The sequence below is a fragment of the Bacillota bacterium genome (assembly GCA_040754315.1).
In the GTDB taxonomy this organism is placed as follows: domain Bacteria; phylum Bacillota; class Sulfobacillia; order DUSP01; family JBFMCS01; genus JBFMCS01.
In genome coordinates this window covers 1-23,640 of sequence record JBFMCS010000026.1, presented here as the reverse complement: position 1 = coordinate 23,640, position 23,640 = coordinate 1, and the positions used below count along the sequence as shown (strand labels likewise).

The following is a 23,640-nucleotide window of genomic DNA, read 5'->3' as shown; positions in this document are numbered from 1 at the left end:
GTGGTTACTCCTCCGCGGCCATGGTGGGGTTCCTTACCGGACTTCTACCGTTCACGCCTATCCGTTAGAGGCCGACCGAAGCCAGGCCTGCCCCGGGGTCTCCCGGAGCGCCGGCTCAGAAGTGGGTGTACCCACCCTTTCCCAGGCGGACCTCCATGTCTCCTGTTTTTATGTGAACCCCTTCGCCCTGCCTCATCCTGCCAATGTACGTAAGCGGCGTACCGCATGACATCACTGCCTCTGCCACCGTTTCCTTCCTCGCCGGGTCCACCGTCATCAGGAGCTGGTAGTCCTCCCCTCCGTGAAGCGCCCACTCCAGCGGGTCTTTGCCTAGATTGAGAGCCATTGCCCTCGCCGCTGGGTCGACTGGCACTTCCCTGTCCAGGAGGGCGCCGAGCCCCGATTCTTCGCATATGTGCCCTAGATCCCCCGCGAGCCCATCGCTCACATCTATCATGGCTGTGACCCCCCCCGTGCCAGCTGCGGCCTGCGCCTCCCTTACCCGGGCCTCAGGCGCCTGGTGCGCCTGCACCGCCTTGTCCACGAAGCCCGGGCCCTCGCGAGAACGCCCCGAGAGAAACCACTCGAGAGCGGCCGCAGAAGCCCCCAGCGCCCCGGTAACGGCAACCAGGTCACCCGGCCGGGCGCCGCACCTCAATACGGGTCTTTCCGCCTCTCCTATGATCGATACGTCAATGACCAAAGGCCCCCCAGTCTTGACGGTGTCTCCCCCCACTATCGCAACGCCGTAACGGGAGGCCGCGGCGGCCATCCCCCGGTAGATCCCCTCGTAGAGTTCCGAAGGCCTCTCTTCAGCACTCACCCCCAGTGAGACCACCGCGTAAAGAGGCCTCCCGGCCATTGCGGCAATGTCGCTCACGTTCACAGCCAGCGCCTTCCACCCTACCTCCCAGGGTACCGCGAAATCAAGCCGGAAGTGGATCCCTTCGACCACCATGTCGGACGCGAAGAGGAGCCTCCCCCGGGGGGGCTCAAGGACTGCCGTGTCATCCCCTATGAAGCGATATATTCCGCCGGGGGGATCGCCGAGAACCCTGGCCAGCATCTTTATGAGTTCGAACTCCCCCACCTTCATTCTCGCGACACCCCTTCCACCTCCATCTTGAGCCTCCTCGCCGCCTCACTTGGATCAGGTGCCGATACGATGGCGGAGACCACAGCAATCCCGGCGGCCCCCGCGTCCAGAACCGCCCTGGCGTTTTCGGCCTTCACCCCGCCCATTGCAGCCACCGGAAGGCGGGTTGCCCGGCACAGCCTCCCCAGCCCCCCGAGGCCCAGGGGCGGCTCGGAATAGGTCTTGGTGGCTGTCGGGAATACAGCCACAGTGCCCAGGTAGTCCGCCCCGGCAACCTCAGCCTCCCTAGCCTCGTCCTCATTTCCTGCCGTGGCCCCTATGATGAGGTGAGGCGCCAGCCTCCTCGCCTCCGCGACGGGGAGGTCCTCCTGCCCGAGATGCACTCCGTCGGCTCCCACAGCCATGGCCACATCCAGGCGGTCATTGACTATGAACAAGAGCCCCTCCCGGGACGCGAGGCGCCTGAGTGTAACGCCCGCCTTCCAGAGCTCGCGGGATGTCATGTCCTTGCCGCGGAGCTGGACAGCCGTGATGCCTCCGGCCGCGGCAGCCCTCACCACTTCCTCCTCGCTCCGCCCCATGGAAAGGCTGCGGTCTGTCACGAGGTAGAGCCTGAGGGCCTGCCTCAGGTCACGCTTCATCCTGCCCAGCCTCCAGCCGTTTTACCCTGGCTCCCCTAGCCAGATCCTCCTGCGAAATGGCGTAGATCTCATCGAGTAGCCTCGTGGCAAAGGTACCCGGCCCTGGAGCCTCCTTTGCCGCCCTCTCCGCAGCCAGTCCGAAGAAGGCGAGCCCCGACGCAGCCGCCGAGGCAAGGTCCTTCTCGACAGCTGCGAAGGCGGCGACCACCGCTGTGGCGGCGCACCCCGTGCCTGTCACGCGTCCCAGGAGCGGGTGGCCGTTATGGACGCTATAGAGGCCATTCCCGTCGCTTATCCAGTCCACTGGACCCGTAACTGCCACGGTACAGTCAAGTCTCCGGGCCAGGGAGAACGCAAGCCGGGACGCGTCGATCCCCGTTGCCGCAGAGTCCACACCCCGGATGGCGACATCCTCGCCCGCGAGGCTCGCGACCTCTGAGAGGTTTCCCCTGATCACGTTCACCTTCGTCTCATTGAGTATCCTTGATGCGCTCTCCGTCCTCAGCCTTGTGGCCCCGGCCCCCACCGGGTCAAGCACGACCGGAACCCCGGAGGCGTTCGCGGCCCTGCCCGCCCTCAGCGCGGTCTCCACCAGTGGAAGCGTGAGGGTGCCAATGTTGATTACCAGGGCCCCGGCACACGACGCCATTTCCTCAACCTCTTCGGGCGCGTGCGCCATGACGGGCGATGCCCCCAGCGCCAGGGTGACGTTCGCGGTGAAATTGGTCACAACCCAGTTGGTGATGTGATGGATCAGCGGGGTCCTTTCCCTAATGCGCTTCAGATGCTCTCCGGCTGCGTGCACTCTCTCTTCCCCCCTTGAAGGTTTCCGGGCAAAACGCCCTCTCTCAAGAAATACATGTGGTTGGTGGGCCCGTACCCCTTGCCCAGGCCCGGGGCGTTGGCGATCCCCCACGTCACGGCCTCCTTGGCCGCCCGGACGGCCTCCAGCCCCCCGAGCCCCCGCGCAAGCCCGGCAGTGATAGCCGCCGAAAAGGAGCACCCCGTGCCGTGCGTGTTCCGGGTACGGATGCGGGCCATGGCTAGAACGTGAAACTCTCGTCCGTCATACACAAGGTCTGCCGGGTCCCCGTCAAGGTGCCCGCCTTTGACCACAACGAGGGGCGGGCCAAGCCCCGCTATGCGCCGCGCTGCCTCCCTCATGTCCGCGTATTTCCTGACCGGGATGCCGGCAAGTTCACCAGCCTCCGCCAGGTTCGGGGTGACGACCGCAGCCAGCGGGAGAAGGCTTTCTCTCAGCGCAGTGCGGGCGGCGGGCTCAAGAAGCACATCCCCGCTCTTGGCCACCATCACTGGGTCAATCACCAGGTTCCGTACCCTGAACGTCCGGAACACCTCGGCGACCGCCTGTACTATCGCCGGGCCCTGGAGCATCCCGGTCTTGGCCGCATCACACCCGATGTCCTCCAGGCACGCCTCCATCTGGGCGGCCACCGCCTCCGGGGGCAGGGGGTCTATACGCCTGACACCCGTGGTGTTTTGCGAGGTGACGGCGGTCACGGCGCTCATCCCGTAGATGCCCATGGCGGTAAACACCTTGAGGTCGGCCTGTATCCCGGCTCCTCCGCCACTGTCGGAGCCTGCCACCGTCAGAGCCCTCCCTACACGCAATTTGATCCCTCCCTTCCCAGAAAGCCCTTCACAATGTCCATGGCGCAGAGGGCGCCACACATACTGCAGGGGCCGGGCTCTTCGCCGGTCCTCAAGGAGCGGTACTTGCGAGCTCGCTCCGGGTCCACCGACAGGCTCACCTGGGCCTCCCAGTCCAGGGCGGCCCTGGCTCTGGCCATCCGCCTATCCCAGGCGGACGCCACCCGCCCCCGCTTTACCAGGTCCCCGGCGTGGGCCGCCACCCGTGAGGCGATGACCCCCTCGCGGACGTCCTCAAGGGAGGGAAGGCCCAGGTGCTCCGCGGGGGTCAGGTAACAGAGGAAATCCGCCCCGGACGCAGCCGCCAGGGCACCCCCTATGGCGCCGGCTATGTGATCGTACCCGGGAGCGACATCCGTCACCAGCGGCCCGAGAACGTAAAAAGGCGCCTCGTGACAAAGGCGCTTCTCCAGGAGTACATTCGCCTCCACCTGGTCCAGGGGTACATGCCCAGGCCCCTCAACAATCACCTGGACCCCGGCATTCCTGGCACGGAGCACGAGCTCGCCGAGGAGCGCCAGCTCCTCTATCTGGGGCCGGTCAGTGGCATCAGCCACCGAGCCGGGTCTCAAGGCATCGCCCAGGCTGAGAACGACATCGTACCTCAAGAGGATCTCCAGAAGGCGGTCAAACCCTTCATATAGAGGGTTTTCCGCATCCCGGTGGATCATCCACGCCGCCAGGAGGGCCCCTCCACGGCTCACCATCCCAGCCTGCCGCCCCTCCCGGCGCAGGCTCTCCAGCGTGGTGCGGGTGAGTCCCGCATGGAGTGTCATGAACGTCACGCCCTCTGCGGCCTGCTCCTCGATAACCGAGAACAGACCGTCGGGGCTCATGCGGAGGACGCTCCCTTCGCGTTCGCGGGCCTCGAGGGCCGCCTGGTATACCGGAACGGTGCCCACTGGCGCCTCTGACGCCTCTAGGATCGCGGTCCTTATCGCCCGGACGTCCCGCCCTGAGCTCAGGTCCATCAGGGTGTCAGCCCCAGCCTCCACGGCGGTCAACGCCTTCGCCACTTCCTCTTCGAGGCAGGATCTCCTATCGGACGCCCCGATGTTCGCGTTCACCTTGGTTCTGAGACGCTTGCCGATCCCCACAGGGCGCACATCGTTCCTGAGGCGGGTGTGAAGAATCACCGCCTCCCCCGATGCCACGAGCCCCGCGAGGTCCTCAGGTGCAAGCCCTTCGTCTGAAGCCACCGGCAGCAACTCAGGGGTCACGCTGCCTCTCCTTGACATGTCTATCTGCATGGGAAACACCCCCTGTCATACCGGGCGGGAAGGGAAGCCCCGGAAGGGGCGCCAGACGGGGCGAAGGGCAGGGGATCAAAAAGGACCGCCACCGGAAAAGGCGCGGTCCACCGTAGAATCTGCGACAGTTCCCTCCGCTGGTATTACCCATGTCAGGTTCGAGGGGTTCGGGCTTTCCCGTCTCAGCCAGCCATTTCAGGCCAGCACCCCCACCGCCATACGCTATGAGGTTTGTAACCAAAGTCTACTCCACCTTGACACCTGAGTCAAGGGCGCGACTTGCATCCACTTGCATCAGAAGCACTGTTTCTATCAGCGTTTTGATAGGCTTCTGTACTGCAGGGGGTTACGCAGGGCACTTGAAGAGCGTAGAAAGAATGACTTGACCTTAATACTGAAGCCATAATACGGTTAAGAGGATAGACTGCCCAGTAGCGTCAGGAATGAGGTGGCCAGGTGACAAGTATGAGTTCATCTGCTACGCTTCCCAACGATATTCTTGATGCCATAAACGCATCTATTAGAAAGCTGGGGTACGTGACACCTGCACAGGTTGCCTTCTCTCCTGTAACCCCTTGTGGTTTTCGCCATTTATCTGACCTTTCATCGTCTGACTCTCCATTGAAGCCAGTAATCCGGTTGCTCTGGAGTCCTTGGCCTTTGCGGCATCTTAGCATGGAGCACCTAGCAGATGTCAAGAGGATGGACATGCCGCCATCCATACGCTACCTATCCTTCACGAATGATGGGAAGGAGTTTATCACAACAGCAGCCTCCCCTCATGCCTTTGGCAGAATAGACTTCTTGCCGGTTTCTAACCAACTTAGAAGAAAGACTCCCCCCATCCGCATAAGAGACCTGCACCCAATCATAAGCATATATGATCTTCGCCAACTAGTTTGCAGGGTAAGAGACGCCATATTTGCTGCTCACGGGCACGATCGCTTGAGGCTGTTTGACACAATCCTTCTTCTTCTTGCCGCAAAGATATACGATGAGGCCAAGAACCCTGGGGACCTCTACCTTTCACGCCTTGCTGCAAGAGCCGATTGTCTTGACGAGTTCATTACGTTTTGTGATGAAGCACTGGAAAGTATCGGCTGCGAGCGGTTTCGATCCAGAGTAGACCTGGATAATGCCAGCCTTATTGCGTGCCTGCAAACCCTTTCAGCCTATTCCATACGCCTAACCCTCGAAATAGGTGGTCAGACTGACGTATTGGGAACGTTCTACCAAGAAATCGTCAGTTCGACCTTCCGTGGCAGTTTGGGTGCGTATTTTACTCCTAGACCCATCGCTGAGATTGCGGTCAAGATAGCTCAGCCAACTGCGGAAGATGACATCCTGGACATGTGCTGTGGTTCAGGCACATTTCTCTTGGAGGCATTCTCCAGTGCATGTCATGGAGGCACTTCACCAAGGGTTTTCGGTTGCGACATCCAGGAGAGGATGGTACTTGCCGCACTGATGAACTGCTTTCTCCACGGTGCTAGTAACGCAAAGATCATTCAGGGCGATGCACTGAAGATGCAGCTTGGCGACTTCGGGTTCCAAGGCGATGGGTTCTCCCTTATCGTTGGGAACCCGCCATTTGCAGGATTTGAAAGCGAGGAGTACCTACCATACTCCAATACCCTTCCCGGGGCCGGCACTCGGGTGAATAAGGTAGTACCCTTCATTGTCAAGACAGTCAACCTGCTCAAACCAGGCGGCCGGGCGGCCCTAGTCATACCATCAAGCGTTCTCAATGGAGAAGCAATCTCCTACGTACGCTTGCGCAACTGGTTGTCTGGACAGGTAGATATAACGGAAATCATTGGACTACCCCGAGATGCTTTTGTTCACACAGATTGCGGGATAGAGGGGGCCTTGCTGTTCTTTCATAGAAAGCCTGCCGTCGGGCAGAGGCGGAATGAGGTGTTCTTCTTCAGTCTGGCTAACATTGGGTATGACAGGCGTGGTCGCGCCGTGAACGGATCCGAGGTTGATCATGTCTTGTCACTGTGGAAACGTCACAATAGGGTTGATAGGTGTTGGGTTGAGATGGAACGCCTGCGCGGCTTTAGCCGGTGGGACCCTAATTGGCTGGATGCTGCGGTAAACCGTGCGGACTGCTACGGAATTGGGGCTCATGTGCGGCTAACCGATCTATGTAAAATAGCAAATCGCACGATGAAGAAGTCTGAGATCCAATTCTCGACCAACGTTCGGTACTTTGAGGTTTCTGATACGGACATGGATAGAGGGGTTGTGCTTCGCACACATATGGGGAATAGCGATGAACTCCTGAAGAAGGCCCGTTTGAGATTGATGGTAAGAAAGGGAGATGTGCTTGTTCCAAATCATAGAGACAGCCTTGCTGCAAAGACAGCACTTCATTCGGGTAGAAGTGCTGTCATAGTAGGCGAAAAAGAGGATGGCTGCATTACGAGTAATCGGTTCACGATACTTGAGTCGATCATTGACCCGAGGCTGTTGAAGTTTGTACTCAACAGTCCTGACGTACGAAGGCAAATGGTCCTGCAGGCCAGAGGCAGTGCGTCTTTTGACATTCGAGATAGAGTGCTTTATGAGATCTGGGTAAACAAATGCATACTGGATCCCAGTCTTCAGCAAGAGGTGCTAGGGCTCTTTGATCAGATGGAAGAAGCGCAACTCAGGATCGATGCTCTCAATCAGCACTTGGCGAGCCTGATGGACTCGTGAAGGCTTACACCTGCTTTCAGAATCCTTCTTTCGCAGTTTTTGGAATTCAGGTGACCGCTAGCATAGGGGATCGGTTAACAGTAAATGTCACTTAGGTATCTTGCCTTTCTGGAAGAGATGGTGTTTCCACTCCATCAGACGTTTGCGGTCGACGTGAAGGTCTGGTGCTTCCAGCAGGTAGAACCACATAGATGAGGGTGGGTACTCTGTGATCCCGGCGGTCCCGCTGGCCGGAATCCGCCGGTGCCACAGGCCTCTATAGAGGGATCCTCTATCAGACTGAGTCTTCTGAAGTCTTCCCGCAGGCAGGAATGGCCGGTTCACCGGGATGCGAAGAACCAGCAACGGCACTTTCTGCAAGCTCTCTTATGATGCTACCGTGCAGGGAAGGCCACCTGAAGGTCCCATACGCGTGGGGGTGAACCGCGCAGTTGAATAAGCGCCAGCGGAAGAAGATGAAAGCCAATACATCCCGGGGTTCCAAACAGCCGAGGTGCTGTCCCGGGGCGCATTCCGGGGACCCCCTGGCTGAATTGGTTTCCCTAGGGAGGGACCGGTTCATGAAGGGGGACTTCAAGGAGGCCCTCTCGCTGTGGCGGCGTTCTGATCCCGAGGCGCGGCTGGAAGAGGTCCGTTCCTTCATGGCCGAGGCCTGCTTCCGCATGGCCCAAGTACAGCGTTTACAGGGAAGGTACCAGGCAGCCATGAGCTACCTGACGGAGGCTTCTTCCCTGTGGCCCTCCAGGGCAAGCTATCCCTACCACCTCGGGCTGGAGTTTCACCGATCAGGGAACCTGAAACGGGCGGAAGCGGAATACCAGAGAGTGCTCGCCCTGGAACCCAACCATGACAGGGCCCTGTTCCACTTGGCGCTGGCCCGCATGGAGAGGACCATGGCGAAGGACTCGGACCGGGCAGGTGGCGCTGGAGCCCTAGCTGAATTCGTTGACTGGCTTGACGGACCCCAGGGCCGCTTACTGAAACCCCAGGAACGGGAGTTTTACGCCCACGATGGACATGGTCCTCTCCCTTTCCCCGGAGCGCTCCAGGGCTGACACGTGAAGTATTCCGTCGAGGTCATACTGGAACTTCACGAGGATCTGGGGAACCCCTCGAGGCATGGGGGGTATACCATCCAGGCGCAGGTTGCGGTCTTCCTAGGTGTTCGCGGTCTAGGCTTGTTAGGCCGAAAGATGTAAGGAGGTCAAAGCCCTCCGCTTCGGTGCTCCACCTGCCTTCTCGTCGCGGTCGTGAATGTCCCGCACTCAGGAGATGTCCACTCCCTGACAGAGGCATCTTGTCCGTCCTGTAACCCGAGTCGTGACAGGGCGTGCTGGACGGGAACCACTGGTCAATTCCCATGCTGGAGCGGGGACATTCCATGGTTTCCTGGAAGGCGCTGCCAGTTGGTGGGATCTATGGGCGCGGCAGAGGAGAGGCGTGATGAGACTCCGGTTCCGGTAACCTAACGAGAGTCATGGTTGACGATGGGCGGAGGAATCTTGACAAGCCAAGGTGTTTCAGGGTAGCTCCGGTTCCCGTAAAACCCTACGTGCGATCGGATGGCTGGACCATAACCAACCCAGGGTCATCAGGCAGGAGTACCGGGTCTGTTCAGGCTGCGATGAACCCAGAAGATCATCTCTCGGGAGCCCCATGAGGTCAAGGGCCCAGAACACGCTGCCTCTGGCCCTATGGGTGCCCGCTCATGGAAACAGCAGTCTTGTCAGAAATAGTGAAGACACTCACACACCGTGGTCAGACCCCACAAGTTTATTTCTGGCGAACCTCCGCCGGAATAGAGGTAGACATCGTTGTTGAGACCGGTGGGAGACTCGTCCCCATTGAGGTGAAGACTACGGCGACGCCACACCCGGCCATGGGCTCCTCTATTAGGACGTTTCTGCGAGACTTTGGTGATAAGGCCGTGCCGGGTTACGTGGTCCATCCTGGCAGTGTTCGCCTACCATTGGGGACAAACGTACTGGCATTTCCATTTTCTCATTTGTAGAGCCTGTCTCACGAAAATCCACTGTGTGGGCAGGCTTCTATCTTCGGGACTGCAAGTGAGGGCATCCAGCCTTGGTGTTGGTACAAGGTGGGGGTGCCGGTTAAGAGGTCCTGTCCTCGAGCCCATACAACCTAATCTGAATCTCCTTGTACAATTCGCTCACCGTCACCACGGCGAACACCGATTGTTGTGTTCGAACAGGGGGATGTGGGCTGCGCGGCCATGATTCCATATAATGGCTATCAATCTTGTCCAGGACGGTCTCCCGCTGGGCCGGGCCTGTAGCTATGCTATACAAGACAAACTTACAGCCTTACCTGGATGATGTATCTTTACCGGTGGCAACCTGAACTCTTTGCCCACCTGCTATCAGCCCGCATAACCGGCCAAGTTATCACTTATGCTGACCTAACTTGATAGCCATCTTCCATATTGAGGCAATGAGCGCCAGGACACCGGCGAGCTCTACGTTACCCCACGTGGCGTAACCGCGGTGTTTTTCTGAAACCCTGGGCAGGAGCCTCACTTGTTTCTCGCAGTAGCGGCCAGTGCAAACAAGGGAGAACGGGTTAACTCATTTCTTCATGTTTCCTCGGGTGGTGGGGTCACTTCGAGCGAAATACTGCATTCGATATTAGGATCTTGCTGTCAACGGTAAGGTCCACTTCCACTTCTGGGAAGATCTCCTCGTTCCATTTTGATGCCATTGCTTCCCATGCCTTGGGGTATTTCCTGTACAGTGACTGGCCAAAGCCAAAGATATCGGAGCGGAACTCCTGTTGCACCGTTCGGAGGGTCTTCCGCATTTCCCCCTTTACCAGCTCATTGACAGCTGCTTGGATTTCCTGTCTCAACCGGAGGTCATCATCATACAGGTCTTGGGGAATCTGGCTCATTTCCAGTTCCAGACGCACCTCAACCTTCATTCTTGGGGTTTTACCATCCAGGATGGGAGTCAAGGACGATTCCACGCTTCTGACAAGAAGCGCAAGGATGACGCCCTCTCGCCTAGGATTGGGCACCTCCACGATCGAGCCCCTCACCATCCTAGCGGTGACCCATAGATACCCCCTGGCGTCATTGCCATCAAGAAACCCTACCAGCCTATCATCTCTGAACGCCGCGATTCCCAGATTGATGGTGAGCCCGCGGAGTTTTTCCCCCGTACCATACTCGCTAAGGGGGTCAAGCACTGGGGAATCACGGGGAAGCATTCCAGGGATGTTTAACTCGCTTTCCAGTGGCTGCTCCCGGCTGGCCGAGGGCTTGGCCTGCCGTACTTCTCCGCCCTGCTTCTTAACCTGAGTGTCTTGGGTCTTCCTTCCAGCGGTATGCATGGTTATCGGTTCAATCCCGGGCTCCGCCATCTTCATGAGGAACTCGTTCAGTGAAACCCGGACAGATTTTCCGGAGAAGCGTGTTGTTGCATCCACCAATCCCCTTAGGGTCAAAGAGGGCAGGTTCTGTATAAAGGGTCTTTGAAGAAGACCAGCTGCCGAGTCGCAGGTTGTGATATAGATACTTCTTCGCACTAGGTTCTCCCTGGCGAAATAGTCAAGGTAAGGCTGAACCCCATCCCGAGCCAGGTTCATGCCCACTACTATAGTGCTAACTTGGCCTAGGAATATCTTTTGTGGGACCCTTCGCTGAACGTTCTTGATCGCGTTGGGCACTGTGGATCCCTCTTCCATCAGCACCCACCCCACAGTATTGGCCACTCCCTGCTGGCCGAGACCAGCAGCCAAGGCCTGTGGGTTACTGACCTCCAGCGAGACCAGCACCTTGCCAGGGGTCACCCTATCAAGGCCAACGGAGCCGATTATCGCCAAGTCATCTGTCTCGATACTGCCCCAGCAGCCGGAAATGCCCAATGCCAGAAGGCATATAAGAAGACCCGTAGGCAACCGTCCTTGGCCACTAGCCATTCTTGAGCCTCCCCCTTCCACGGCCAATACCACGAATCACTGATACCAGGAAGACTAGGCCAATAAGTCCAGAAAGGGCTACGGTTGCCAAAGTGGTGGGCACCGGTTCAAGGACCTTGCGTAATTGGAATGGGTCGCCTAACCTGAATGCGAGGGGAACCAGTCCCGCAGCGAAAAGGACAAGGACAGCGGACTTCGGCCGGGTTCCAAGAGCATCCGCCAGCATTATTGAGGCGACAAGAAGAAGAACGGTCACGTCGAACACCACACCAAGCATCCACAAGGTGGCAACGACGATATCAAGCCTTTCAACGATGCCTGCGACGAAGGCTATATGAGCCAGGGAAAGCAATGGGGAAAACTGGTCTTTTGCCTGGTAAGGTCCCATGTAAATCAGTACTGTCACCGACAGGACGACCAGCGTGATCCCAGAGATGAGAAGCGCTCCGTTCACCGCACGCCTGATCCTGGGCGGATCAACACAGTATTTACCCAGTCCTAGCGCCAAGCCACTGGACATGAGGAACCAGAAGATGGGATTCGCAGAAGCGTGGATGACAGGCAGGATTCCCCGCGCTAGTATGGGTTCAAGGAAGAAGATGTCGGGTCTTACCGGAGACATGAAGAGGAGAATGAAGCCAGTAATGATGGATAGCCCCACAAGGGTGAAAAGGAATTCGGCACTGCGACCCATGGCATCCGGGCCCAAGTAGGCGCCATAGGCGGCCACCAGCCATGCCGTGATGGCCACGACCGAATCTGGTGCTTCCGGGAGCGCTGATGTCATCAACAAGAAGGCTAACTCCCGAGTTCTCAATAGGGCAATGAAGCAGAACAAGAGGCTTACCAAGAGCCCAGTGGGGATCCCCAGGAAAAGTCCCAGGGAGTCTCGGGAGATTTCGGCGAAGCTCCGCTTCGGAAACCTCATCATGAGTGAGCCTAGCAGTGTTCCTAGCAGGAGAGATATGGCCGTTGCCACTATGGCGGCGATCCAGGCGTCCTGGAGAACTTTGGTCACGGTTATCACAGGCAAGGAAACCACGACAATCGATATCCTGGACAATGAGACCATGAAGAGCAGTTGTCTGGAACTGATTTTACCCCACAAATCACTCTTCTCCTGTGTCCCCGTCCTCCCGGGGCTCGCGGATTTCTGGCGGTGTCCCGCGTCTCAACCTGTCCCTATGGGCCGATGGCCTCACAGGCCTTGCAACCTGTGCTGGCACGATTACAAGATTTTCGCCAATTTCACTGACACGCCCGGGCGTGTAGAGGGCCATGAAGGGCATGCCTAGGGACTTCATTGAGGAAACATGGTATAAAACAACCAGCAGCCCTAGGGCAATCCCATAGAGGCCCAGTATTGACGCCACAAGAAGAAGAGGAAAACGCAACAGCCTAAAGGATATTGCTGCCTCTGCCCGGGGTACCGAGAAGGATGCTATTGTGGCTGCAGTAATGACTATAACCAGCCCGGGGGCTATGAATGCGGCCTGTACAGCGGCTTGACCGAGAACCAAGGCTCCCACGATACTCACAGCCGGGCCAAATTGCTGGGGCAACCTAACGCCGGCCTCACGCAGGATTTCCACTATTACTTCAGCAATAAGAGCATCAACCACCACCGGGAAAGGAACCGCCGCATGTGTGGCTGCGATATTGAGGAGCAGCGGTAGTGGTATGAGTTCTTGGTGAAATGATGTGGCGGCAATGTATAAGGGCGTAATCATGACCGAAAGGAAGAAGCCTAGCACCCGGAATATCCTCAGGGTTGAGGTGACAGGGAAACCCACGTAGTGGTCCTCAGGCGAGGCAAAGAATGAATAGAAGTGGTTAGGCATAGTGAGGGCAAAGGGACTCCCGTCCACCAAGAGGGCTACACGACCCTCGTTAATGTCAGCAATGGTGGAATCTGGCCTTTCCGTAGCCCTTATGGTTGAAAAGATTGAGTATGGATGGTCTCGAACAAGGTTCTGGATCATCCCGCTATCCAGCACAACGTCGGTATCGATGGATTTTACCCGGCGCCGCACCTCCTGGATAATCTCCGGGTGGACAATGGACCTCAGGTAGATTAGCCTGACGTCTGTCTGGCTTTTTCGACCTACTCTCAAGTCCTCCACAGCAAGGTCCGGTGTCTTCATATGCAGGCGCAGAAGTGCCAGGTTGTCTCTGATTAGTTCCGTAAAGCCAACCCGTGGGCCCCTAACCGTTTGCTCGCTAGTAGCCTGCTCAATGCCTCTAGAGGGAACGCTCTTTGTACGTACGACAAGAGCGACTTCTTGCCCCTCTACCAGGATTACTGATTGGCCAGCCAGAATGTGAGATATGGCCTCTTCACGGGTCCGGACCTCAATCACATCCTGCGCGGTTATGATGCGGGTCTTCATCTGGTGCATGATGTCCCTCTTCTGCATGTCGATGAGAGTCGGTCTTGCCCATAGAACGAGGGGCTTGAGAATCGTGTCATTCACGGCAACCTCATCAACGATGCCCTGCAGGAGCACTACGGCGATCTTCCAGTTAGGCCGTCCTCCAACCAGAAACTGCCTTACTATCAGGTCGCTAGGATGACCAAACAACCCTGTGATAGCGTTGATCTCATCCCCGATGTGTTTTGACAGGGGGGTAGATGGCCTTTGTCCTATCTGGTTTCTTGGAGCCCTTCTCCGAGCCACAACCCGCAACAACTCCTTCAGCACCGCACTCCTCTCCTTCTTCTAGTATGATCCCTTAATGAACACCTGGCTATACTGTGGGGCAAACGGGGAAGGGGGTAGCCGCCGGAGAACGGTCTATCCCTATCAGGTAATAGATGCCACGGTCCAATCCCATGGATTGAGGTGGGCCTGGCGCTATGACCACCTCGCTGGCAGCGCGCCAGGGCCCCAGCCCCTCGGGGGGTGTGCGATGCTCCTGTTTAGAGAGGCCTTCGCAAAACCCCAGGATTGATTAGGATTGATGACTATCAATCTTTTTCAGGAGATCTTCCCTCTGGGCAGGGCCTGTAGTTGTACTTACGAGACACACTTACAGTCCTACCTGGATGAGTTCTTTACCGATCTAGCCGGAGGTTGGTCGCGACCTGAACTCTTTGCCCATTGCTCTTGGCCTGCATAACCGGCCAAATTGTCACCTATGCTGACCTAACTTGATAGTCATCTTAGGATTTCTCGTTCTCGAGGTGTGGGAGAATGAGGAAGGAATAGCTGGCACCAATGATGGGTTGGAGGAAGACTGTGGCTAGACACCCCAGGTTGCCTCTCATTTCACCATGCTCATGTACCCGCCACCGCCACCTTTGGTCAAAGCCTGAGAACCAGCATTCGCTTGGCGTTGATGAAGATGAAGGTCAGGAAGACTTATGGTGACTCGTGCCAAGCCTCTATACCTCGCCCTGTGCATGCCAAGATAGATTTTGGCTAGGCCTAATACCCTCTAGACCGTGTCTTTCATCTCATCGCTCTCTCATGCCCCTGGGCCTGTTGGACAATACCCCCAGGTTAATCTCGATGTTGGCTTTCCCTATCACGCTGGGCACCTAGGGCAACAGCTGCAGTCCTTTCGGAAGCTCATAGATGCGTTTCATCTTCCCGCCTCCCAGCACCGGTGTGGACACCCCCCAATTCTTGGCCGGACTGGTGGTGTATTTCGATGGGAGGTGGGCGAATTCGCCTCCGGCGATCCTGGAACATTTCGGCACGGGCGGCAGCACTCTCGAAGTCCATTGGCCTGGTGGGTGTACTCCACTGGCACGGGCCTCGCTAATCAAACGGCCAAGCCACTCGAAGGAGGGGGAGGGTCACAGTGCTGGGTGGAGCCGGTGCCATGGGGCGTGCTACTGTCATGGACCTTTGTAAGATCTCCCAGGTTAAAGAGGTGCTGATCGGAGATATCGATGATGCTGGCGATGCCCTGGCGCGGAAGGCTGGACCCAAAGCCACATACCCCAGAGTAGATATCATGGACGATGAGGTATTGGCTGGTTCTATTAAGGGCTCGGCTGTCACGGTCAACTGCACTCAGTACTACCATGATACTCAGGTGATGATGGCCTGCATCGTGGCAGGGACTCACCACACAGATCTAGGGGGGCCTTTTCCACCAGACAGGGAGGCAATTGGAACTGGACAGTGAGTTCAGGGAAGCGGGGCTCACGGCCATTGTAGGGATTGGCGGTGTCCCGGAACCACCAACGCCATGGCAGCCCAGGCCGCTGAGAGCATGGATGTGGTGAGAGGGATATCCGAAACGGTTGCGCCGACTTCTCCCGCAGTGTTTCACGTCCAACGCCATGATGCCGGCGTGGCTCGCCAGGGTGGCCATGTTCAACCCGCTGAGCTATGGCATAAACCCCATAAGAGCCCTTTTCCTCAAGGGCCCGGAGTGGCCGTCACTAGCTAGCGCTGGACGCCGTGGTGCCGGGGTGACTATCGCTGCAACCGCGCTGGCCTCCGGCATGTCCCGCCGGAGTATCACATAAGGCCTGGCTCATCCGTGGGACCGGGCACCCATCGTCACTGACGGTGATGACGGCAGCGTGTCATGGGGGCAGGGGCTGCGATCTAGCACAGGGAGGGCCGTCCCGGCTTGCACTATCTCCACGTACCACCTCAGTCAAGAGGCTGTTGGATAGGCATATGGAAGGCTGCCTGTGGCTTTTGTTCCAGCCGCCCGCAGGGCATCAAGCCCTCATCAGGGCACTTCTGACCTCGGCTTCCGTGGGCAACGAGAGCACCTCCCTGGCGATGTTCGCCACCTCCGTCGAGTCGCAGGAAAGGAGGTTCTCCTTCACCCTGAGCAGGGCTGATGGGGCCACGCTAAGCTCATCGATCCCGGCGCCGATGAGGAAGGGAACCATGCTGGCGTCCGCCGCCATCTCACCGCATATGCCCACCCAGATGCCCTCGGCGTGAGCGGACCTGACCGTCAGGTCGATGAGCCTTAGCACTGCCGGGTTATAGTGAGAGTAAAGGTAGGAAACCCTCTCATTCAACCTGTCAGCGGCGAGGGTGTACTGGATGAGGTCGTTGCTGCCTATGCTGAAGAAGTCACACTCCCTTGCCAGTTCCCTGGCCATGACTGCCGCAGAGGGCACCTCTATCATGATGCCCACCTGCACGCTGTCATCCACCTCGAGTCCCTCCAGGATGAGGTCCCGTTGCACCCTTTCTAGCAGGTCCTTGGCCTGTCGCAGCTCCTCCAGTGCCGTGATCATGGGAAACATGATCCTTATTTTCCCGAAGGGGCTGGTGCGCAGGATCGCCCTGAGTTGCGTCTTGAACGCCTCGGGATTGCCGAGGCATACCCGTATCCCCCGGAACCCGAGGAAGGGATTATCCTCCTTTTCAGGGCCGAGACAGGGGAGAGCCTTGTCCCCGCCCACATCCATGGTCCTGATTATCACCGGCCGCGGCGCCAGTGCCTCCACCACCTGCCTGTAGGCCTCGAACTGCTGCTCCTCGCTGGGCGAAGGGTCCCTTCCGGTGTAAAGGAACTCGGTTCTAAAGAGGCCGATGCCATCACATCCCACCTCCAGGCATCCGGGGACATCCTGGGGTGAGGCGATGTTGCATGCCACCTCAATCCTCCTGCCGTCCTTGGTCACTGAGGGGAGGGATGCCCAGGCTTTGGTTGCCTCTGCCGCCGCTTTTGATCTCCTTGCCCTTTCTTGGTAGGTCCAGAGCGTCTCGGGGTCGGCGCCTGGGATGACCGTACCCTCATCCCCGTCGAGCACCAGTGTCTGGCCCTGGATGATCTCGCGGATCCCATCGCCCGCGCCAACCACGGCGGGGACTCCCATCTGGCGTGCGATGATCGCTGTGTGGGACGTCTTGCCCCCCGCCCCTGTGAGGATCCCCAGGACCATCTCTCGCGGTAACTGGATGGTCTCTGACGGCGCCAGTTCCCACGCCACGACGATCGCCGGCTCATCCAGGGTCAGTCCAGGTTGACCCTGGCCCCCCCGCAGAATGCGCAGGACCCTGGCGCCCACATCCCTGATGTCTGCGGCGCGTTCCCCGATATATGGGTCATCCAGGCTCTCCAGGGCCAGGGCCATCTCGTCCACCGCCACTTGCAGGGCTTCGGAGACAGGCCTGCCTTGGGCGAGGACACCTTGCTCGATCCTGTCCCAGAGCGCCGGGTCTTCCAGCATCAGCCTCTGAGCGGCGAGGATAGAGGCATGGTCAGGACCCAGTTCCCTCCTGGCCTTCTCCTCCAGGGCTTCCAGCTCCAGCGAGGCCTTCTTGAAGGCCTGGCGCAGGCTGGAAAGGGACTGCCCGGTTGCAGCCAGCCCTTGGCTTTCGGGGCACGGTTCGGGTCGTTTGAGAAAAAAGGCAGGACCAACGGCTATCCCGGGGGAAACCCCTTTTCCTTTCAACACCGTCATCCCTCCTGTCAGATATCCCCGGATAGGATGGATACGAGTCTCTCCATGGCTGCATCCTCATCGGGTCCCTCTGCCTTCAATGTGACGACGGATCCGCGGCCCGCGCCCAGGGCAAGTACCTCCAGGATGCTCTTGGCGTTCGCTTCCCTGCCGTCCTTGAGTACGCTCAGCCGGGATGAGTACTTGGCGGCCGCCTGGACGAATAGGGCGGCGGGCCTGGCATGGAGGCCTGCCTCTGTCCGGATTGTTACCATCCTCTCCACCACTTGCTCCTCCACTCCTCCGCTGGCTGAACGCGCCAGCCTCGTTCACCCTAGCGGATCGTTCCATGCGCTCTTACCGTCTCCTGCTCCAGATCCACCCTGATCTTGGCTGCGATCTCGCCAGGATGTGTTTTTTTGCTCATGTGAGTGAAATTCCACACACGAAAAGAGGAATCCTGCAACTTTACGCCGAATTCACAAGGCGCAGGAGGGGATGGCATGAATGCGAGGGACCGCCGGGTCAAGCTGTTGGAGTACGTGAAGAGCCAGCCGATCACCAGGCCAGCGGAGCTGGCTAGCGCTCTCAGTGTCTCAGCGGAAACTATCCGGAGGGACCTGGGGCACCTCTTGAAGGACGGGCTTATTGCAAAAACCCACGGCGGGGTGGTAGCTGTAAAACAGCGCGGTGTGGAAATTCCTTACGCGGCCCGCGCCACCAAGATGATCACCGAGAAGCGTGCAATAGGCCGGGCGGCGGCCCGCCTGATCGAACCCGGTGACTGCATCATCATAGAGGGCGGGACCACCGCGATGGAGCTTGTCCGGAGCATCTCCCACAAGGATGATCTGATGGTGGCCACCCAATCTATAGAGGTCGCCATGCTGCTGGAGCAGCTCGGGAATATCCGGGTTTTCCTCTTGGGGGGGTGGGTTCGGGGCAAGGACTGGATAGTGTATGGCAATCATGCCTTGCATGCCCTGAAGAACCTTCATGTGGATAAGGCCTTCATAGGTGGGGCGGGGCTTTCACTGCAGCACGGCCTCACGGACTACTTCGATGAGGAAGTCAACATGCGCAAATGCATGATAGAGGGAGCATCCGAGACAGTTCTGATGGTTGACCACTCAAAATTCGACGCGGTGGCGCTCCTGACGGTAGCCCCTTTGACAGCCATTGACGTTGTGGTGACTGACAGCCGGTGTTCTCCCAGCCACATCCAGCGATTGAAAGAGGCGGGTATCAGGGTCATAGTGGCGGAGGTCGATGATGAACGGCGGGATGAGGCACATGGCTGATCCCCCCATGCTGACACCCGACTTGCTCCTGAGATTCCCTGGGGACACAGTCCCCACCCAACCGGACCTCCTGGAGGCGATGGCCAAGAGACTCCAGGCCGCCGGCGCCGTTGACGAGAGGTTTCTCCCAGCGCTGCTGGAGCGGGAGGCCAACTACCCCACGGGCCTTCCCACGGAGGGCATAGGCTTTGCCATACCTCACGCTGACGCCGGGCTGGCCCTGCGCTCGGCCATGTGTGTGGCACTGCTTTCAGAACCCGTAGCCTTCCATAGGATGGATTGCCCGGAGGAGCAGGTGAGCGTGCAGGTAGTCGTCATGCTGGCCTTGGCCAATCCGGATCAGCAGGCCCAGGTTCTGGGAAGCATCACACGCAGCTTCGAGGATGCCCGCTTCTGGAGATCGCTGGTGGAATCTCCCCTGTCCCACGAGGATCTGGTTTCTCGGATAAAGGGCAGGATGATGCCTGAAGAATCTTGATAAGGGGGTGTACGTGTGACTAGGAAGAGGGTGCTGGTGGTATGTGGGACAGCGGGCATAACCTCAACAGTGGCGGAGAGGGAGATCATGAAGGCAGCGGCTTCCGCGGGCATCGATGTCCAGACCATCAAACTCACTCCTCACGAGGCAAGGCTCAGGGCGAACGAGGCCGACCTCATCGTAAGTATGACTGCGCTTCAGGGTGACTTCGGAATCCCATTGATAAACGGGATCTCCTTTGTCACGGGTTTGGGCAAGGCTGAGACCATCAAGCGCATCGTGGATGAGCTAAAGAAGTGACAGTTCACAGATTCTAACAAAGAGCGCCGAAAGGAGATAGAACTCTATGCAAGCCTTGATGAACGCCATAGATTTCGTCATGGGTGCCGGACCGGCGATCTTCATGCCTATCATCCTCACCATCCTAGGACTGGTGTTCGGCCAGCAGCTGGGCCGCGCCGTTCGAAGTGGCATCACGGTGGGAATAGGGTTCATCGGAATCAATCTTGTCATCGCACTCCTATCCAACACCATCATGACGGTGGTAAATTCAATGGTCGAGACATACGGCTTCAAACTGACCGCTGTGGACGTCGGGTGGCCCATTGCTGCCAGCATCGCATGGGGCTCGGGGTTGGTCGTGCCCTTCATCCTTGTGGGTGTTCTGCTGACCAACATCGCCATGCTGGCCCTGGGGTGGACCCGGACACTGGACGTGGACATCTGGAACTACTGGCAGCCGCTCTTCCTCGGTGGCGTTGTGTACATGCTCACAGGCAACCTGTGGTTCTCCGTGCTGGGCGCCTGTATTGCCATGGCGATCATATTCAAGGTGGCCGACTATTCGGCCCCATATGTGGCGGAGTTCTTTGGCCTCCAGGGCATATCCATTCCTCACATTGAGTCAACGGGCTGGGCGCTCATAGGTATCCCCTTTAACCGCCTCCTCGACCGGATCCCGGTGATATCTAAAATAGACTGGTCACCGGAGAAGATCCAGCAACGCTTCGGGGTCCTGGGTGAGCCCACCGTTCTTGGCATCATAATTGGCACGACCCTCGCGGCCATAGCCCGGACCGACTTGCCCACCATGCTGAATACAGCTATATCGCTGGCTGCGGCCATGTTCCTCCTTCCCCGGATGATAGGCGTACTGATGGAGGGGCTGATGCCACTGTCAGAGAGCGCCGCGGAATTCATGAAGAAGCGTTTCGCCGGGCGCGCGGTGTACATCGGGCTGGACGCTGCCGTGGTCGTGGGACACCCATCGATCATCGCCACCGCTCTGCTATTGATCCCCACCATACTGGTGCTGGCCCTGGTACTTCCCGGCAACATAACGCTTCCCCTTGCGGAACTGGGCGGTCTGGTGTTCTTCGTGGTCTGGGCGGTAGTGCCTTGCAAGGGCAATATCTTCAGGGGATGGCTCATGGGTACCCTCTTCATGATCCCCATCCTGTACATTGCCTCAGACTACGCCCCTGCCATGACCCAGCTGGGCCGCCAGGTAGGATTCGCATTCCCTGAGGGTTCAAGCCTGGCAACCTGCCTGTCCATCGGTTCGCAGTGGATGACGTGGATCATATACAAAATCCAAATGCTCGTGGTAGGCGCGCTATAGACCTGAAGGGAGCCCTTGGCACCATGAAAGCAGCGGTTTGGCATGGCCCGGATCGGATTCGAGTTGAGCAAGTGCCAGTTCCGGTTTCACGTCCTGGTGATCTCCTGGTTCAGGTCAGGGGCTGCAACATATGTGGGTCGGACCTTAGGACGTATGTCGCTGGATCCAGCAGCATCGTGCCGCCGGTAATCCTGGGGCACGAATTCGCCGGGGATGTCATTGAGGCCCCAGGTCAAGGGATAGGCGGCTTCCGACCGGGAGACCGGGTGGTTGCCATGCAGGATACCCCCTGCGGGGAGTGCGAATACTGTCTGGGCGGCAATGAGCATGTATGCGAGAATAAGCTGGAGTTTGGTAGGCACTTCCCGGGTGGGTTTGCCGAGTATGTGCTTGTGCCTCAGGTGGTGGTGGAAAAGGGATGGGTTCGCCACGTGCCTGACGGACTCTCCTATGATGCGGCCACGCTGGTTGAGCCATTGTCGTCTTGTGTTCACGCGCAGCACATATCCGGCATAGGCCTGGGCGACAACATCGTGGTGATCGGGGCTGGCCCCATAGGATGCATGCACCTGCAGCTTGCGCGGCACCGGGGGGCCCGCAGCGTTACCATGGTGGAGATAAGTAGTGCGAGACTATCTCTTGTCCAGGCCTTTTCCCCGGATCTCGTGATCGACCCATCCAAGGGCGACATGGTAGAATCATTCCGGGCGGTCTACCCCGTGGGGGCCGATGTGGCCATCGTGGCGTGCCCTTCACCCGAGGCGGTTTCCCAGGCTGTCCTGGTTACGAGGAAGTGCGGGCGCGTGGTGGTATTCGGAGGACTGCCAAAGGACAGGGCTGGCGTGTGTCTGGATGGCAACTACATCCATTACGAGGAGATATCCGTGATGGGCTCCTACGCCTACACCCGGGCTGAGAACGATGAGGCGCTGGAATTGGTGAGGACCGGCGTAGTTAGACCGGAAGACTACATCACACAGGTCTTCTGCCTGGATGATGTGGTGCAGGCCTTCGAGGCGGCGAAGGCCGCCACTGCCCTGAAGATCAAGGTTGTGCCGTGCTAGACTAGGTCAGAACCCGGAGGGACGCTATGCTACTGGAGGAACTCAGGCAAGAGGTGGTGTCGGTAGGGCGCATGCTCCACGCAGAGGGTTTGGTGACCTTGACCTGGGGTAACCTGAGCGCCAGGGACCCGAACTCCGGGCTGGTGGCCATCAAGCCCAGCGGCATGTTCTATCATGAGATAACGGCCGGCGATGTGGTTGTGCTGAGCCCGGAGGGAACGGTGGTCGACGGAGCGCGTAAACCCTCCTCTGAGACGCCAATGCACCTGCACATCTATCATTCCCGGCCTGAGGTGATGGCTGTGGTGCACACCCATTCACCCTATGCCACGGCCATCGGGGTGCTGTGCCTCGAGATACCCTTGGTGATAGGGGAGTTGGCCAACGCCGTGGGGGGGGCAGTGAGAACCGCGGCCTTTGCGTCTGAGGGAACGGAGGAACTGGGCAGGTCAGCCGTGAAGGCTTTGGAAGGCCGGAATGCGGTGCTGCTGCAAAACCACGGGGTGGTGACGGTGGGCCCTGATCTGAGGGATGCCTTCTTCTCGGCGGTTGTCACTGAGGATGCGGCGCGAGTCTTCTGGCTTGCCAGGTCCATAGGGAAGCCAACGGTCATACCCGATGAAGAGGCGGCCAGGTTGCATGAGGAGTTTGTTGCGACCTACGGGCAGGAGTGAACTGCCAAGGGGAGCCCTGAAAGAAAGGGCTCCCCTGGTCTTTGGGCCATAAGGCGGGAGATGGACCTCACGATGGCCCCCTCCAGGTGCTCCAACTGGGTGTTTCTGAGGGCGGCGCTCCGGTGAGAGAAGGCTGAACACTCCAGTAAGGGCAAGGCGGTTTCGGTGACTGCGAAGGGGATGTGGGGGGCTGCATATGCGCTTGGGCGTATTGACTAGCGGCGGGGATGCGCCGGGCATGAACGCTGCCATAAGGGCTGTGGTGAGGGCGGGGATTTACCATTCATGCCAGATAACGGGCTTCAGGCGAGGGCTTGCAGGGTTGTTGAACCGGGAGGCCCAGGAGATGGACCTGGGTTCCGTTGCGGACATCATCAACCGTGGCGGAACCATACTCCACACCAGCAGGTCTCAGGAGTTCAAGGACAATGGCGTGGGTAGGGCCGCAGGCTGCCTGGCTGATGAGGGCGTGGAGGGCCTGGTGATCATAGGCGGGGAGGGTTCGGTCAAGGCTGCGGCCTGCCTGGCCCAGGCCGGGGTGCCAGTGGTGGCGATTCCCGCTACGATAGATAACGACGTGGCCGAGACTGACGCCTGCATAGGCTTTGATACAGCGGCTAACACCATCGTGTCCTCTGTTGACAGGGTGCGTGATACCGCTTCAGCGCTGGAACGGGGCTTCGTGATTGAGGTCATGGGGAGGATGAAACAGTTACCGGATAACTGACTTTTCCTCTAGAAACCTGCCCGAAGCATTTGACAGGGAAGTAAAAATGATGTATACTATAAACGAGATTGGTGAGGATTTCGTGGTGGTCAACGGTGAACGGAT

General features: G+C 58.6%; 22 protein-coding genes, 1 pseudogene and 1 riboswitch. Of the genes and pseudogenes, 12 read left to right on the top strand and 11 right to left on the bottom strand.

Translation table 11 applies throughout. The features are described 5' to 3' along the window. Positions 1 to 115 precede the first annotated feature (115 nt). The 5 genes from thiL to thiC are packed head-to-tail and all read right to left on the bottom strand — an operon-like array spanning position 116 to position 4,658. Positions 116 to 1,096 carry a thiamine-phosphate kinase gene (gene thiL, locus AB1576_05130; protein MEW6081155.1) on the bottom strand — a complete coding sequence of 327 codons (981 nt, stop codon included), beginning with the start codon at positions 1,094 to 1,096 and terminating at the stop codon, positions 116 to 118. Continuing rightward, the gene (thiE, locus tag AB1576_05125) at positions 1,093 to 1,737 is read right to left on the bottom strand and encodes a thiamine phosphate synthase (GenBank protein MEW6081154.1); all 645 of its coding nucleotides are present in this window, start codon (positions 1,735 to 1,737) and stop codon (positions 1,093 to 1,095) included. Before thiE ends, thiL begins: the two co-directional genes overlap by 4 nt. Continuing rightward, on the bottom strand, positions 1,727 to 2,542 hold the full coding sequence (gene thiM, locus AB1576_05120; protein ID MEW6081153.1) for a hydroxyethylthiazole kinase: 816 nt from the start codon (positions 2,540 to 2,542) through the stop codon (positions 1,727 to 1,729). Before thiM ends, thiE begins: the two co-directional genes overlap by 11 nt. Then, positions 2,518 to 3,369, bottom strand: a complete 852-nt coding sequence (gene thiD, locus AB1576_05115; protein ID MEW6081152.1) for a bifunctional hydroxymethylpyrimidine kinase/phosphomethylpyrimidine kinase — start codon at positions 3,367 to 3,369, stop codon at positions 2,518 to 2,520. Before thiD ends, thiM begins: the two co-directional genes overlap by 25 nt. Continuing rightward, positions 3,360 to 4,658 carry a phosphomethylpyrimidine synthase ThiC gene (thiC, locus tag AB1576_05110; GenBank protein ID MEW6081151.1) on the bottom strand — a complete coding sequence of 433 codons (1,299 nt, stop codon included), beginning with the start codon at positions 4,656 to 4,658 and terminating at the stop codon, positions 3,360 to 3,362. The genes thiD and thiC overlap by 10 nt, the downstream gene beginning before the upstream one ends. 112 nt (positions 4,659 to 4,770) lie before the next feature. After that, positions 4,771 to 4,879, bottom strand: a riboswitch (TPP riboswitch). Between the two features lie 244 nt (positions 4,880 to 5,123). Between thiC and AB1576_05105 the strand changes: the two genes are divergently transcribed. Both AB1576_05105 and AB1576_05100 read left to right on the top strand, forming a co-directional pair. Then, positions 5,124 to 7,364 (top strand): N-6 DNA methylase, encoded by a 2,241-nt coding sequence (locus AB1576_05105; protein MEW6081150.1) that lies wholly within the window; start codon positions 5,124 to 5,126, stop codon positions 7,362 to 7,364. A 560-nt stretch (positions 7,365 to 7,924) separates the two neighbouring features. Next, positions 7,925 to 8,419: a tetratricopeptide repeat protein gene (locus AB1576_05100; GenBank protein ID MEW6081149.1), complete on the top strand. Its 495-nt coding sequence runs from the start codon at positions 7,925 to 7,927 to the stop codon at positions 8,417 to 8,419. Between the two features lie 15 nt (positions 8,420 to 8,434). Here AB1576_05100 and AB1576_05095 read toward each other — a convergent pair. After that, positions 8,435 to 8,485, bottom strand: a pseudogene (locus tag AB1576_05095) (hypothetical protein). A 587-nt stretch (positions 8,486 to 9,072) separates the two neighbouring features. Between AB1576_05095 and AB1576_05090 the strand changes: the two are divergent. Next, positions 9,073 to 9,375, top strand: a complete 303-nt coding sequence (locus tag AB1576_05090) for a DUF4143 domain-containing protein (protein ID MEW6081148.1) — start codon at positions 9,073 to 9,075, stop codon at positions 9,373 to 9,375. Positions 9,376 to 9,980: 605 nt separating this feature from the next. On the opposite strand, the gene AB1576_05085 is transcribed toward AB1576_05090, so the two are convergent. The 3 genes from AB1576_05085 to AB1576_05075 are packed head-to-tail and all read right to left on the bottom strand — an operon-like array spanning position 9,981 to position 14,002. Continuing rightward, positions 9,981 to 11,300 (bottom strand): Ger(x)C family spore germination protein, encoded by a 1,320-nt coding sequence (locus AB1576_05085; GenBank protein MEW6081147.1) that lies wholly within the window; start codon positions 11,298 to 11,300, stop codon positions 9,981 to 9,983. Continuing rightward, positions 11,293 to 12,408, bottom strand: coding sequence for an endospore germination permease (locus tag AB1576_05080; GenBank protein ID MEW6081146.1), 1,116 nt, complete (start codon positions 12,406 to 12,408; stop codon positions 11,293 to 11,295). The genes AB1576_05085 and AB1576_05080 overlap by 8 nt, the downstream gene beginning before the upstream one ends. 1 nt (position 12,409) lies before the next feature. Then, positions 12,410 to 14,002 carry a spore germination protein gene (locus AB1576_05075; protein ID MEW6081145.1) on the bottom strand — a complete coding sequence of 531 codons (1,593 nt, stop codon included), beginning with the start codon at positions 14,000 to 14,002 and terminating at the stop codon, positions 12,410 to 12,412. Positions 14,003 to 15,107: 1,105 nt separating this feature from the next. On the opposite strand from AB1576_05075, the gene AB1576_05070 reads away from it, so the two are divergent. Then, positions 15,108 to 15,437 (top strand): saccharopine dehydrogenase NADP-binding domain-containing protein, encoded by a 330-nt coding sequence (locus AB1576_05070; GenBank protein ID MEW6081144.1) that lies wholly within the window; start codon positions 15,108 to 15,110, stop codon positions 15,435 to 15,437. Between the two features lie 118 nt (positions 15,438 to 15,555). Further along, a complete protein-coding gene (locus AB1576_05065) occupies positions 15,556 to 15,783 on the top strand; it encodes a hypothetical protein (protein MEW6081143.1) in 228 nt (75 codons plus the stop codon). A gap of 201 nt (positions 15,784 to 15,984) precedes the next feature. Here the strand turns inward: AB1576_05065 and ptsP are convergent, their stop codons facing one another. Next, positions 15,985 to 17,685, bottom strand: coding sequence for a phosphoenolpyruvate--protein phosphotransferase (ptsP, locus tag AB1576_05060; protein MEW6081142.1), 1,701 nt, complete (start codon positions 17,683 to 17,685; stop codon positions 15,985 to 15,987). A gap of 14 nt (positions 17,686 to 17,699) precedes the next feature. Beyond that, on the bottom strand, positions 17,700 to 17,969 hold the full coding sequence (locus tag AB1576_05055) for an HPr family phosphocarrier protein (protein ID MEW6081141.1): 270 nt from the start codon (positions 17,967 to 17,969) through the stop codon (positions 17,700 to 17,702). 204 nt (positions 17,970 to 18,173) lie between these two features. Here AB1576_05055 and AB1576_05050 point away from each other — a divergent pair, with 204 nt between their 5' ends. The 7 genes from AB1576_05050 (at position 18,174) to AB1576_05020 (ending at position 23,535) form a co-directional block, all read left to right on the top strand. Then, complete coding sequence (locus tag AB1576_05050; protein ID MEW6081140.1) at positions 18,174 to 18,971, top strand: DeoR/GlpR family DNA-binding transcription regulator; 798 nt, start codon at positions 18,174 to 18,176, stop codon at positions 18,969 to 18,971. Next, positions 18,943 to 19,449 carry a PTS sugar transporter subunit IIA gene (locus AB1576_05045; GenBank protein ID MEW6081139.1) on the top strand — a complete coding sequence of 169 codons (507 nt, stop codon included), beginning with the start codon at positions 18,943 to 18,945 and terminating at the stop codon, positions 19,447 to 19,449. Before AB1576_05050 ends, AB1576_05045 begins: the two co-directional genes overlap by 29 nt. A 15-nt stretch (positions 19,450 to 19,464) precedes the next feature. Beyond that, the gene (locus AB1576_05040; protein MEW6081138.1) at positions 19,465 to 19,749 is read left to right on the top strand and encodes a PTS galactitol transporter subunit IIB; all 285 of its coding nucleotides are present in this window, start codon (positions 19,465 to 19,467) and stop codon (positions 19,747 to 19,749) included. 46 nt (positions 19,750 to 19,795) lie between these two features. Then, positions 19,796 to 21,070, top strand: coding sequence for a PTS transporter subunit IIC (locus AB1576_05035; protein MEW6081137.1), 1,275 nt, complete (start codon positions 19,796 to 19,798; stop codon positions 21,068 to 21,070). A 71-nt stretch (positions 21,071 to 21,141) separates the two neighbouring features. Beyond that, positions 21,142 to 22,134: an alcohol dehydrogenase catalytic domain-containing protein gene (locus AB1576_05030; GenBank protein ID MEW6081136.1), complete on the top strand. Its 993-nt coding sequence runs from the start codon at positions 21,142 to 21,144 to the stop codon at positions 22,132 to 22,134. 26 nt (positions 22,135 to 22,160) lie between these two features. Continuing rightward, a complete protein-coding gene (locus AB1576_05025; protein MEW6081135.1) occupies positions 22,161 to 22,808 on the top strand; it encodes a class II aldolase/adducin family protein in 648 nt (215 codons plus the stop codon). Positions 22,809 to 23,004: 196 nt separating this feature from the next. Continuing rightward, positions 23,005 to 23,535 (top strand): 6-phosphofructokinase, encoded by a 531-nt coding sequence (locus AB1576_05020; GenBank protein MEW6081134.1) that lies wholly within the window; start codon positions 23,005 to 23,007, stop codon positions 23,533 to 23,535. The last annotated feature ends 105 nt before the right edge of the window (positions 23,536 to 23,640 follow it).